Below are 13,966 nucleotides of genomic sequence, written 5' to 3' on the forward strand. Positions count from 1 at the left end.
ATTATTCAATTTTAGTCGTCTTAAGTTTGATGTTTCCGTTAGGGTTAATCTCGTGAATTACTGCATATGCAGCTTTAGCGTTTAATTGCAATTTTAAAGAAAATTGTGCGTAATCTAAATTCAGTATTTTCTTTTCAAAATGTCCAGAATCGTTGATGTACTCAACAATTTTTAACAACGGGTTTTTTATAGAATAGGTTTCAAGAATATTAGAGTCTTTATCTAATATTACACATTCTAAATCGCCTAGATCTGGATTTGGATTATGATTAATGTGTTGTTTTAATCTCCCATCCGTCGTCACTTGGTTGATAAGTGAAATCGACTTTTTATTTCCATATGTTTTCATTTCATAGTTTAAAAAAAGTAACTGAGGTGCTTCTAGGACTGTGGGTTCTTCTTCAGAAGCCTGAAGTGTACTAGCGCAAGACAGTAGGCCAATAGTTAAGGTTAAGGCAATGGCGTATGTTACAATTTTCATTTATGAAATTTCAATATTTTTAGGAGGCTAAAGTTAGTTATTATTAAGATTATATAGAAATAAATGTAGTGTGAAACAGAAGTTTAGCAATTGTTAAGTGTTATTTTATCATAATCCTAACAATCTATAATTTTAGTTATTATTTGTGTTTTGTAAATTTGAGTAAAAGAAAACAAACGAGTAGATATGAAAGATTTAAAAGGAAAAGTAGCTTTAATTACAGGTGGTACAAAAGGCATTGGTTACGGTGTTGCAGAAGCTTTACTAAATCAAGGCTTAAAAGTTGTAATTACAAGTAGAGATAAAAATGCAGCCAATTCTGCAGCCGAAGTATTGGGCACAAAAACAGATTCAGTAGGATCTGTTATTGGTGTTCAGGCCGATGTAAGACAACTCAAAAGTCAGCAAGAAGCGGTAGGTCAAGCATTGAGTACTTTTGGGCAATTAGATATCGTTATTGCTAATGCAGGGCTCGGTCATTTTGCAAGTATTGAAGATTTAACCTCAGAACAATGGAGTGATACTATTGATACGAATCTTACCGGAGTATTTAATTCTATAAAAGCGAGTGTTACAGAACTTAAAAAATCGAAAGGCTATTATATAACTATTTCGAGTTTGGCTGGGGCAAATTTCTTTGCAGGTGGTTCGGCTTATAATGCCAGTAAATTTGGAGTCACCGGATTTACCCAAGCGGTAATGCTAGACTTAAGGAAGTACGGTGTAAAAGTGAGTACTATTATGCCAGGATCTGTGTCAACACATTTTAATGGAAATACCCCAAGTGATGAACAAGCATGGAAAATACAAATTGAAGATATTGGTGAACTGGTCATAGATTTACTAAAAATGAACCCAAGGACATTACCAAGTAAAATAGAAGTGAGGCCAACAATGCCTCCAAGTAAATAGAACTAAAATTAAAAAAAAGAGGTTTCAACTTGAAACCTCTTTTTCTATTTATTCAGTACTAAAGTCTTTTTATAGACGCTACGTATTATCAATTGAGTTTTTAGTCAACCGTAATTCGTACACCTTCACTATGACTACTAAATTCTGGTGCATACATCGATTGAATAGTACTAATGCCATTACTCATATCACCAGCGTTATTCACACGTAAATCGTATTCAAACACATAAATTCCTTTTGGTAAATAGTCCATAAAGAAATTGGTGGCAGCATCTTTTGTGCTTTCATAATAGCCTAATCCATCTTGCCACTTGTATTGAGACAGAACGTTTATAGGTTCCAAACCAGCGGCACGCATATCTTTAAGATGCACAAATTCCATGGTGCGATCGGTTCTTAATTCAATTCTAACGCGTATTAAATCACCAACTTTTAATTCTGTATTTGAAGTGATTTCAGTGATTTCTTCCCCTTTATCTGTATTTGATTTTAAGAATAGCTTTTTACTTAGTTTTAAAGGAGTTTCAGCTGAGGTTATTTTATCTAAATCTTCAAAGTATTGCCAGTACAACACGCCCCAAGCAATGCCTTCTCCTTTTTTTGTGATGGTAACATCTGCTTGTTCAGGTGTAATTTCAGAACCAGTCCAAGATGTTTTAAAGTAACCTGTTCCAGCTTCCACTTTTACGTTGTCTAAGGTTTCTGGTGAAATCGTTTCACGCCCTACTTTAACGTCCACTTGCTCTGTGGCACTTAACCAATCGCTACCTTGCAATAATAAAGCATAAACAGCTTCTGTCGTCGCTTTGGTGGTTTTCCACCGATTCGTTTGCTTGTTTTTAAGTAACCAGATTTTTAGGTTGTCTATGTCTTCAAGATTTTTTTCTTCGCTTTGTATACTCGAACCAACTTCAGAAAATACTTCCACCATTAAAGCTTGTGTTTCAACAGGTGCTTGGTACCAATGCCATGAATTCGTATTTGATTTCCAGTACATGCCTAATTCATCTGAAGTAATACTATTTTCTTTTAAAGATTTTATAATCTTACCAGCTGTTTTTGCATCACCTGTTCTATGCATGGTTAATGCCATTAAGCCTTTAGCGTATAAGGAACGCGACAACCAATATTTCTGAATCTGTCCTTGGTAATAATCCATGATCTTTTGAACTTCACTCGACGTTTCAATTTCAGGATAAAAACTTCGCGTATATAAATAATGCAGTTGTGTGTGTGATAAGTGATCTTTGCTTAAATCTACATCTTTGTTATACTTTCTGATGTCTTTGTATTCTTGAATAAATTGCGCATCTAAATAACGAACTGCGTTGTGAATCGTAGACTTCTCGACTGCGCTCGAAGAGACATTTAGTTGTTTAAGATGTCCAAAACCAGCAATAATATGTTGGGTAATAAATCGATTATCACGTCCACCATTAAACCAAGGCCAAGCTCCAGAAGCGTGTTGATTAGTCTCTAGTTTACGAATAGCCGATTGCAACTCATTAGTCATTTTATTTAAGTCGAATAATAAGGCAATACGTTTTTTCTGTTCTGTTTCAGATTGTGCATCACGTAACCAAGGTGTTTCTTGAATCAATAAAGATTTCAATTCTTGATTTTTCTCTAAGTTAGACAATAAAGCATCTGTCGATTTCCATTGGTTAAAAACAGCTTCAATTCTCGGATTCGATTTTACAATATGTTGTGCCAAAGCATTGGCATAATAACGTGAAAACGTTTGCTCGTTACAATCATAAGGATATTCCATTAAATACGGTAAGGCTTGTACCGCATACCAAGCTGGATTAGACGTCATCTCTAAAGTTAACTGATGATTGGTAAGCGTTGATGAGGTATTATCCTTCAACTTATCCAAGGTGAATGTTTTAGTTTCGTTAGAACGAATCCACATCGGAAGCGTTTCAGTCACTAGCATTCTATTACTTAAAACAGGTAAAGCATTTTGTTCACCGTCACTAAAGTCACCAGCTTTTGCAATCACTTTATATTGAACAGCTTGTAAACCTTGAGGGATTTTTAATTGCCATGAGACTTGTGTATTGCCTTTGGCATTTACTGTGAAATTTTTGTAGTCTGAAGAGGTCTCGACTGCGCTCGACCAGACAAGTTGTTTCGAAATATCTTTTCCTGTAACTACATCTGTCAATACTAATTGTGCAAGACCAGATAATTCTTTTTCTGTAAGATTTGCAATTTTAGTGCTAATGGTAATGACATCGCCTTCCCTCAAAAAACGTGGTGCATTTGGCAGGACCATTAATTCTTTTTGCGTCACGGTTTCTAATCGGCTTATGGCACTTTCTAAAGTTTTTGTGTGCGCCAAGAGTTGCAATTTCCATTTGGTCAACGCTTCTGGTGCTGTAAAATTGAAACTGACATTACCATCTTTATCGGTTTGTAATTGTGGAAGGAAGAAAGCGGTTTCGTTGAGGTTTGTTCGGATTTGGATGTTGTCTAAGTCTATTGATTCTTTTTTGGTTTTTACTCCAGTTACATTAAATCCACTTGATTCTGTTTTACTTTTAAAAGCTATAGCTTTATCAGAATCTGATTCCATATAATCAATACCAAAATCAGTTCGTTTAACAGAAACATTACCAACTGAATCTTCCATAAAGATTAGCTCTTCTTCAGGTGTATTTTTGTATTCTGCTAAAGTTGCTTCCGGTGCTCTTGATAGCATTCTTCTAACACGTGTATTTCCATAACCAAAATATAATCCAAACCAATTTAATTGGTCGTAATCTTGGTAAGGGTAAGATGCTATAGTATTAAATTGGTTAATAACCCTAAAGCTGGTATGCCCAAAACTTTGTCTGGAATTTTTATTGATATTTGCGTAGTAGTAAGGATTGTTAATAGGACTAAATTTCCAGCTATGTGCTCTAAACTCATCTAAAGAGGCATCATACATACTAGCTAATAATTCCGCAGCAAATTTATCTCCTTTAGGTCCTTTTATCTTAAAACTCCAAGTTTCATCTTGTCCTGGTTGTAATTTGTCTCGGAAGGTGGTTGTTTCAATTTCTAAATCGGTTTTAGGGTAAGGTACATTTACTGTAAAACTTTGAGATGTAAAGGCATTGAAAGCGGCAAATGATGTATGAATTGCAAAACCACCTAAATCGCTTTCTAAAACAGGAATCGATATGTTTTTTTTAGAATTGTTGAGTTCAACTAATTGCGTCATTATAATCTTACCTCCTTTTTCAATTTCAACAGTAATTGTGATATTTTTTGCAGCAGAACCTAAAGTTAATTTTGCTATGGAATTAATGTCATAACTATCTTTATCTAATTGCGCTTTATATAACTGGTTATCAGCAATGGTTTTATCGGTATCACTAAAAAGTGATGTGAAAATCTGGTCGGTTACTGTTTGTCCAAACTTATCTTTGCTTTCTGCAACAATAATGTACTGGCCAGAATTCCATTTATTAAGCTTTTTAAGCGTTATGGTTTTGTCTTTTTCAGTATCGAATTCGGTGCTAAAAACTTCGTCGCCTTTTGTCCAATTGGTCAATTCATCTTCATTGTCATACGGGTCGTTCGGGAATAATTTAACAAATTCGTCTTTAGAAAGTGTTTGGTAATCTGGCGCTTGCCAAGGTCTAGGTCTTAAAACACGATTGGGAGCGTTGAGTTTATAGATTTTTAATTTTCCTTTAGCAGGTGCAAATTGCCCATTAAGGTTTAACGAAGCTAAACTGAGTTCTATCTCTTTTTGTGTTTTGTCTATGTTTTGAGGAGCATCAATATGAAGTGTCAGGGCATGATAACCTACATATACATTGGTTGATGTTGAACGTGTTTCTCCATTAATATCCGTAACATCTGCAGTAATTTCATAATTAAAAACGGGTAGGTTGTCCTTTGATACACTATCGTCTGGAAGGGCTTTAAACGCAATCTCAAATTCCCCTTTAGCATTGGTTTTGGTCTCTCCAAAAGTGATTTCTTGAGCTTCTGCATTAAAATAGGGGCGTCTCCAATAATACCAACTTGGGAAACGTACATATCGTTTTACACGGTACACCACTTTGGCATCTGTAATGTTACTGCCAGCAAAAGCGATTGCCGTTCCGTTTACGATGATGCTGTCATTTACTTTATACGTTTCAGTAATAGGTTGAAACTCTGGCTTAAATTTTGGTCGCTTGTATTCTTCAACCGAAAAATTGGTGTAACCATAAGTTTCAGAAAACATATCAATACTGAAATTACCAGTTAAACCATCGTTTGGTAAAATAAACTCACCGTGTACAGAACCATATTCATTGGTTTTTAATAAGTGTTCACTAACGACTTCTCCGTTAACGTTTTTCAATCTTATTTTGGCCGCTTTATGAGCAGAAACTTCTGTTTTGCCGTTTTTAGATTTGGTCGCTATACCTTTAAAATATACCGTTTGTCCAGGTCTGTATATACTGCGATCCGTAAATAAAAAGTTTTTGTATTGGGTGTCTTTATTTTGGTTTTGTTTGTACGTTCTATTAATGTAGTAGTCTCCAAAATATGCCGTGTCATTTTTTGTCGTTACGACTATTTGTACCGCGTTATAATAATTTTTGTCCTTTTTAAAGTTGAACTTTCCGAAGCGATCCGTTGTGAAAGATTTTGTAAAAGATTTGTTGTTATAATTGGTATAAGACAACTTGACTTTTACATTAGCCAAAGGCTTACCGTCATTTCTATTGATGACTTGATATAACTGTTTGTCATTTTGAACGCTCTCAACTAAGGCTATATCTGTAACCTGAATATCAGCTGTAGCAAAAACGTTATGTTCAGAATTGGTATTTGCCTTAACAATGTATAAGCCATTGGTTAAATTAGGTAATACAATTTCTGTGCTGTGATTCTGGTAATCGCCTTCTGTTTTTAATGCTCTTGAAAAAGATTGAGCTAGATTTAGTTTTTTGAAAAATGCTTCTTTTACTTCCGCTCTATAAGTGTTATTAAAAGTTTCTAATTGATGCTTAGAAACCTTATAAATTTCAAAATCTAGTTGGTCCAAGTTTTTATAAGTCACTAATATTCTTGAAGGAGAATGAATACCTATAAATTCTTCAGTTAGAATTTGTAAACTAGGCTTATGAATTTGCTTAATTAAAACCTCGCTTTTTTGTGCGCCTGAGCTATTTGGAAATCGAGAAATTGCCGCATTACAAAGTGTTATCGCCTCTTTTAACTTCCAACGGTTTTTAGTGTTAATTGTGCTTTCTCTTAGTGTGTTATTGTATAAATCCCCTTGTTTCTTATAGACTTTGGCAATTTCATAATCATATAAAGTTGATAAACTAGAAGTATTTAATTCTTTCGATTTTCGTTGTAGAGTCTTAATTAGAAGATCATCTTTACCTGAAAATGTACCATGTTGTGCTACAAAATTTAAGCGTTCAATATCCACATTTACAAAAGCTTTGGAAGCTTGGTCTTTATGATGAAATTTTAATAAATTTTGATAAATTTTTAAGGCATTACGTTGCAATGATAAGGTGTCCTTAGATGTTAAGTTTATCGAGGTGAAAATATCACTGTCGGCAATTAAATCAGGATTATCAATAGTAAATTTATACGACGGTTGTGTAATACTATTTTCATCTGTTTTATAAAATTCTAAAGCGTTATGACTAAGTAAATCAAATAAGGTAGGACGATAACTCTTAGAGTTTTCCGCTTCATGGAGAAGTATGGAGTAGTGGTTTAATGATTCTTGTTGAAGTACATCTGCATCCTGAAGCGAAAGCTGATAATACCAATGTATTTCATTAAATAATGTTTCTAAATCCCAGGTTCTAAAATCATCGCTGACTTTTTCAGTAGTTTTAGTTCTATCATAAAATTGATAACGATGTTGCTGAAAATATTGCCAATACATGGTTGCCAGCATATTCTCTAGTAGATGCTTATTTACAACGTCTGAAGCACTTTCAATTTCGGTTTTAAATCGATTTACAATGGTGAGTTGTGCATCTTCTTCAAGAATTAATAGATACTTGCTAATATGCAATAAGGCTTTAATGCGTTGAGGAGTATTATGAGCAGAAACGGCCTTCTTATATATGACTTCTGCCAATGCCGAAGCACTTTTTGTCAGGCCTTCGTTTTCTAGTTTAGAAATTTCCTTCCATTGCTTATCAAAATCATTTTGAGCCGAAGCGAATGAAGCAAAGCAGATGAGTACGAGAATAGAGATATAGTTTTTCATGTGAGTTTTATTTTCCTTCAAAATACATTCAAAATGTATTCCAAAAATAGTGCTAATGAGTAGTTGTCTCATTTAGATGAGTGAAGTTAACAATTTGTTGAGTAAACTAAGCGTTAATAAATTGTATTTTCGCCAAAAGAGACTTTAGATCTATGTATAAATATTTGTTTGCTTTTTTATTTTCTACCTATAGTTTTTCTCAAACGCTTATTGAGGATGCTCAAACCTATATCGCTAAAAAGGAATATGTGAAAGCGCAAAATAAAATGATTTTATTTCTAGAGTCTAATCCCAATGATCTTGAGGCTATTGAGCTTTTGGGTGATGCGTATGGCTTCCAGAAAAAATGGGATGATGCCATTGCGCAATATCAAATCTTAAAACAAAAATGCCCCAAAAATGCTAATTACCATTACAAATATGGTGGAGCTTTAGGAATGAAAGCGTTGAGTATTAGTAAGATTAAAGCATTAACCATAATTGGAGATGTTAAAGAGGCATTCCATAAAGCCACACAGTTAGATCCTAATCATATTGACGCGCGTTGGGCGTTGGTAGAATTGTATGTGTCACTTCCAGGTATTGTAGGTGGAAGTTATTCTAAAGCCTTAAGATATGCCGAGCAGTTAGAAGAACTGTCTAAAGTAGACGGCTATTTAGCCAAAGGTTATGTTTACGAGTATGATGACGAACCAGAACTGGCTGAAAAGTATTACCGATTGGCTATAAAAGTAGGGGGTTCTGTCACCTGTTATGAAAAATTAACCAATTTCTACGAAGGGCAAGAGCAACCCGAAAAAGCTATTGACAACTTGGAGGAAGCTAAGGATAAACACCAACGAAATGCCATGCATTATCAAATAGGAAAAGTGTGTGCCGATTATAATATTCAGTTAGATAAAGGCGAAAAGATGCTAATGGTGTATCTTGAAAATCATTCAGCACAAGATGGCGTGCCAAAAGAATGGGCATATTATCGTTTGGCGCAAATCTACAAGCACAAAAATGATAAAGCGAAAGCTTTAGTTTGGATTAATAAAGCCATTTCTGGTTTACCAGATATTGATGTGTTTCAAGAAGAAAAAGCAACTATTTCTGCACTATAATTCTTAAGTATTAATTTATTATAGCAATCACCTCCAAGATTAATGGAGATAATTTTTTGTTAATTATTTTTAAATTAATAGTATTACTATCATATTTGCAATTAAATTATATTTATATGAAGAGTTTGCTTTCAAATTTAAAAATTTCAGTGCCTGATAAAATCTACCTTAAGGACCCTGAATCCTCTAAGTTAGGTAAACGAATAATTGAACATGGTATACTTCTAATAGATGAAATTGGTTTCGATAGCTTCACCTTTAAGAAATTAGGAGCTAAAATTGGATCTAACGAGAGTTCGATTTATCGTTATTTTGAGAGTAAGCATAAATTGTTATTATACTTAACATCTTGGTATTGGGCTTGGATTGAATATCAAATGGTGTTTACAACTTTTAATGTTCCAGATGCAAAAGAGAAATTGTTTAAAGCCATTGATGTGGTCACAAAAACTATTACACAAGACGATACCTTTTCGCATATCAATGAAATTGTGTTAAATAGAATTATCATAAATGAATATTCTAAATCGTATCTAACAAAGGAGGTTGATAGCGAAAACAAAGAGGGATATTTTGTTATCTATAAGCGTATGATTAGGCGCCTAAGTGATATGATTTTAGAAATAAACCCCGAGTATAAATTCGCTTCTAGTTTGGCTAGTACTATTGTAGAAGGTGCACTACATCAGCATTTTTTAAAAGTGCATTTTAAGTCTATTACAGATTGTAACGATGAAATTACTCCCTCTGATTTTTTTAAGGAATTAACAATTAATGCCATTACCAAAGTAACTTGATATGAAAAAGAAAGAAATCATGTCTCCATGGCAACGTTTTGTTGGTTTAATAAAACTTGAGAAACGCGATATTTTACAAGTTATTTATTACGCTATTTTTTCAGGGCTTTTGGGATTAACCTTACCCTTGGGGATTCAAGCCATTATTAATTTATTACAAGGAGCACAAGTCAGTACCTCTTGGGGTGTTTTGGTGGTTTTGGTTACCATAGGTGTTGCCTTTGTAGGTGTTTTACAATTAATGCAAATGCGTATCGTAGAAACCATTCAGCAACGCATTTTTACACGCGCGTCTTTTGAGTTTACGTATCGCTTTCCAAAAATTACGATGCGTGAATTACGTAATTACTATCCACCTGAATTAGCGAATCGTTTTTTTGATACATTGAATATTCAAAAAGGATTAGCTAAGATATTGGTAGATATACCAGCAGCGATCATACAAATTGTTTTTGCCTTGGTGCTGTTGTCTTTTTACCATCCATTTTTTATTGCTTTTGGAATGCTATTGTTGATCTTAATTTATGTGGTATTTAAGTTTACAGCACAAACAGGAATGGATACGAGTTTAATTGAGTCTAAGCACAAATACAGAGTGGCACATTGGATTCAGGAGGTTGCTCGAGCCATTGTGAGTTTTAAATTATCTGGACAAACAAATTTAGCTATAAATAAAAATGACGATTTAGTTAATGATTATTTAAAAGCTAGAGAGAGCCATTTTAGAATATTAGTAATTCAGTTTATTCAAATGATTGGTTTTAAAGTTATCGTAACAGCCGGACTATTGTTAATTGGAGGATTGTTAGTCTTAAATCAAGAAATGAATATCGGTCAATTTGTGGCCGCTGAAATTATTATTTTATTAGTCATATCATCTGTAGAAAAACTAATTCTTAGACTAGAATCGTTTTATGATGTATTAACGTCTTTAGAAAAAATGGGACAAGTTGTCGATAAAGAACTTGAAAATCAAGAAGGGGATAAACCAAACTTTAATGATGATTTTAGTATTGAATTAGATAATGTGTCTTATGGAGTACCCAACCGAGAATTGCATATTCTAAGAAAGATTTCTTTAAAAATAAACCCTAAGACCAAATTGTTGATTCGTGGAGAAAGTGGTTCGGGCAAATCGAGTTTACTACGTTTAATCGCAGGTGTTCTAGAACCTACTATAGGACGTGTTTTCGTAAACGACTATGTGTTAGATAATATTAATCTCAATCATTACAGGGCGCATTTAGGCATGTCTCTTGCTGATGAAACTCCTTTTGAAGGCACCATAAGGGAAAATATAACCTTTGGGAATGATCAAATTTCAGAAGCGCAATTGCGTTGGGCTATAGAAAAAGTTGAACTTAATGAATTTGTAAAACAAAGTCCACAAGGCTTAAGTACAGTTTTATATCCAGAAGGTAAGCAAACCTCATATACCATCTCCAAAAAGATTGTGTTGGCTAGAGCAATAGTTAATAAACCAAGAATTTTAATATTAGAAGATCCATTAGAGTATTTTGAACCTAATGAGGTTAATCGTATCATCTCTTTTTTAACTGACAACAGCAGCCCTTGGGCATTGGTTGTAGTGAGTAAAACGAATAACTGGATACAAAACTGTACACAGGTCATAACTCTTAAAAATGGTGAAATAATTTAAAATAATTTACAATGTTAAATATATCTCATAATCAGCTTAACAAATCAGTAGATTTAGAAAAGTATAAATCAGGACAACACATTTTTAACGTTAAATACTATAGTTATTTTAACCGTTTTTTAATCGTATTTGTTATTGTAGGTCTACTTATTTTGTTTTTACCGTGGACGCAGAACATTACAGGTAAAGGCAGTGTGACGACGTTAAGACCAGATCAAAGACCACAAACCATTCAGTCCCCAATTCCGGGTAGAATTGAAAAATGGTATGTTACGGAAGGTGATTTTATAGTCAAAGGCGATACCATCATGCAGATTTCAGAAATAAAAAGTGAATATTTTGATCCTAATTTGGTTGAGCGCACCGCGGAACAACGAAATTCTAAAGCCCAATCTGTAGGGTCTTATACTGAAAAAGTAAAAGCATTAGATCGGCAAATTGCAGCTTTGTATAAAGAGCGTAGTTTAAAATTAGAACAAGCGAAAAACAAATTGCTGCAATCTAAATTAAAGGCTAAAAGCGATAGTATTGATTTTGAAGCTGCAAAAACGAATATTAAAATTGCACAATCTAAATACACAAGAACAGCCACTTTAAAAGATGAAGGTTTTAAAGCGACAAAAGATGTTGAGGATGCTCGATTAAAGCTTCAAGAAACGGAAGCGAAATTAATTTCTCAAGAAAATAAATTATTAGCAAGTCGAAATGAAATCATAAATGTCCAAGTAGAATTATCAAGGATTTCAGCGATGTATACTGATAAAATTTCAAAAGCTGAAAGTGATAAATACACCGCACAATCGAGTCAGTTTGATACTGAAGCACAGGTCTCTAAATTAGATAATCAGTATTCTAATTATCAGATGCGAAATGATTTACGTTTTATTAAAGCTCCTTATGATGGTTATATCAATAAAGCCATACGAGGAGGTGTCGGACAAACGTTTAAAGAAGGTGAAGCTCTCGTGGGCATAATGCCTGCCAATGCAGATTTGGCAGTAGAAACGTATGTGGCTCCCATCGATTTGCCATTAATTAATATTGGAGAGAAAGTTCGCGTACAGTTTGATGGTTGGCCAGCAATTATTTTTAGTGGTTGGCCAGATATATCGTACGGGACTTATGGAGCTAAAATTATTGCTGTCGAGAGTTTTATAAGTGATAACGGCAAGTTTAGAGTGCTTTTAGCACCAGATGAAGATGCCCACGCTTGGCCAAAAGAAATTAGAGCAGGTTCTGGTGCCTACACCATGGCGTTATTAGATGATGTGCCGATTTGGTATGAATTATGGCGTCAACTCAACGGTTTTCCACCCAACTATTATAAGCCAGAGAATGCTTCAACCACAAAAAAGAAATAGAGAATGGAGTATCGTTTATTTATAATTCTGGCTGTTTGTTTTAGTGGCTTTGGGTTTTCGCAGTCTGAAGATTTTTCTAATGTCCTCCGCTTTGATGAATACTTAGGGTTTGTAAAGAAATTTCATCCTATTGTAAAGCAAGCGGAATTAGTCATTGACGAGAGTCAAGCAAAACTTATGAAGTCACGTGGTGCTTTTGATCCTAAGATTGAAGTTGATTACAGTCGAAAGCAATTTAAAAACACAGAATATTATAACAAGCTCAACGGAACGTTTAAAATACCAACATGGTTTGGTGTTGAGGTAAAAGCAACATTTGATGATAACGAAGGCAGCTATTTAAATCCAGAATCCAATGTGCCAGACGACGGACTGTATAGTGCTGGTGTTGCTATTCCTTTTGGTCAAGGCTTATGGATTAATAATAGAATGGCATCCTTAAAACAAGCAAAGCTATATAGAGAACAAGCAAAAGCTGATCGGGATATTTATGTAAACAATATTTTATTTGAAGCTTCTTTGGTGTATTTCAATTGGTTGCAAGCCTATAATGAGTTAAAGTTATATGAACATATTTTAGGCAATGCAGAGTTGCGTTACAAAGGCGTCGCTAAAGGAGTTGAAGTCGGCGAGAATGCCCAAATTGATGCTACAGAAGCGCGCATTGCAGTGAATAATAGAAAACTTGGTTTAGAACAAGCTAAAGTGAAATTATTAAAAACGGCTTTAGAGTTATCGAATTTTTTATGGTTAGAAAATAATGTACCTGTGGAGTTGCAACCCAATATGATTCCGGATGTGAATACAGCACCAATAGTGGATGCTACTTTTAATATCAATCAATTACGGACTGCTGATATGCCATTAGAAACACATCCTAAAATGATGTCTTTAACCTATAAACGAGAAGGTTTAGAAGTGGATACTAAATTGAAAGCGAATAAATTGCTACCAAAAATTAATGCGGAATATAATTTCTTAACCGAAGCACCCGATGTTGCAAGAACCTTTAATACTGCAGAATACAAAGGGGGATTAAATGTGAGTTTTCCGTTATTTTTAAGAAAAGAACGCGGTGATTTAAAATTGGCAAAATTAAAACAGCAAGATGTGGAGTTTGAGATTGATGCCACACGTGTCAATCTTCAAAATAAAATTTCAGCCTTAAAACAAGAATTAGAATCCTACAGCATTCAAACTGCAATTACTGTAGATATGGTTTCAGATTATCAGCTTATGTTGCAAGCTGAGGAACGTAAATTTCAACTTGGAGAAAGCTCGTTATTTCTTGTCAATTCAAGAGAGTCTAAACTTATTGATGGTCAGTTAAAAGCTATAGAAATTCAGAATAAATTCTTCAAGACAAAAGCAAAGCTTTTTAATAGTTTGGCTGTAAATCCTGAATTATAAGTAG

Annotated in this window: 8 protein-coding genes; 6 read left to right on the top strand and 2 right to left on the bottom strand. The window is 34.1% G+C overall.

Annotation, left to right across the window (positions count from 1 at the left end; translation table 11 throughout):
- Position 1: 1 nt before the first annotated feature.
- Positions 2-481 carry a DEAD/DEAH box helicase family protein gene (locus C8N41_RS14905; protein WP_115839866.1) on the bottom strand — a complete coding sequence of 160 codons (480 nt, stop codon included), beginning with the start codon at positions 479-481 and terminating at the stop codon, positions 2-4.
- Between the two features lie 186 nt (positions 482-667).
- Here C8N41_RS14905 and C8N41_RS14910 point away from each other — a divergent pair, with 186 nt between their 5' ends.
- Positions 668-1,393 carry an SDR family oxidoreductase gene (locus C8N41_RS14910; protein ID WP_092446761.1) on the top strand — a complete coding sequence of 242 codons (726 nt, stop codon included), beginning with the start codon at positions 668-670 and terminating at the stop codon, positions 1,391-1,393.
- Positions 1,394-1,493: 100 nt separating this feature from the next.
- On the opposite strand, the gene C8N41_RS14915 is transcribed toward C8N41_RS14910, so the two are convergent.
- Positions 1,494-7,628, bottom strand: a complete 6,135-nt coding sequence (locus C8N41_RS14915) for an alpha-2-macroglobulin family protein (protein WP_115839867.1) — start codon at positions 7,626-7,628, stop codon at positions 1,494-1,496.
- Between the two features lie 152 nt (positions 7,629-7,780).
- Between C8N41_RS14915 and C8N41_RS14920 the strand changes: the two genes are divergently transcribed.
- The 5 genes from C8N41_RS14920 (at position 7,781) to C8N41_RS14940 (ending at position 13,962) form a co-directional block, all read left to right on the top strand.
- Entirely contained in the window at positions 7,781-8,734 is a 954-nt protein-coding gene (locus tag C8N41_RS14920; RefSeq protein ID WP_115839868.1) for a tetratricopeptide repeat protein, read from the top strand.
- A gap of 116 nt (positions 8,735-8,850) precedes the next feature.
- Positions 8,851-9,531, top strand: a complete 681-nt coding sequence (locus tag C8N41_RS14925) for a TetR/AcrR family transcriptional regulator (RefSeq protein WP_092446764.1) — start codon at positions 8,851-8,853, stop codon at positions 9,529-9,531.
- 1 nt (position 9,532) lies between these two features.
- Positions 9,533-11,191, top strand: a complete 1,659-nt coding sequence (locus tag C8N41_RS14930) for a peptidase domain-containing ABC transporter (protein WP_092446765.1) — start codon at positions 9,533-9,535, stop codon at positions 11,189-11,191.
- An 11-nt stretch (positions 11,192-11,202) separates the two neighbouring features.
- Positions 11,203-12,552 (top strand): HlyD family secretion protein, encoded by a 1,350-nt coding sequence (locus tag C8N41_RS14935; RefSeq protein WP_092446766.1) that lies wholly within the window; start codon positions 11,203-11,205, stop codon positions 12,550-12,552.
- Positions 12,553-12,555: 3 nt separating this feature from the next.
- Positions 12,556-13,962, top strand: a complete 1,407-nt coding sequence (locus tag C8N41_RS14940; protein ID WP_092446767.1) for a TolC family protein — start codon at positions 12,556-12,558, stop codon at positions 13,960-13,962.
- The last annotated feature ends 4 nt before the right edge of the window (positions 13,963-13,966 follow it).

Origin of the sequence: Winogradskyella sediminis (assembly GCF_003387355.1) — a bacterium.
Classification (GTDB): Bacteria; Bacteroidota; Bacteroidia; order Flavobacteriales; family Flavobacteriaceae; genus Winogradskyella; species Winogradskyella sediminis.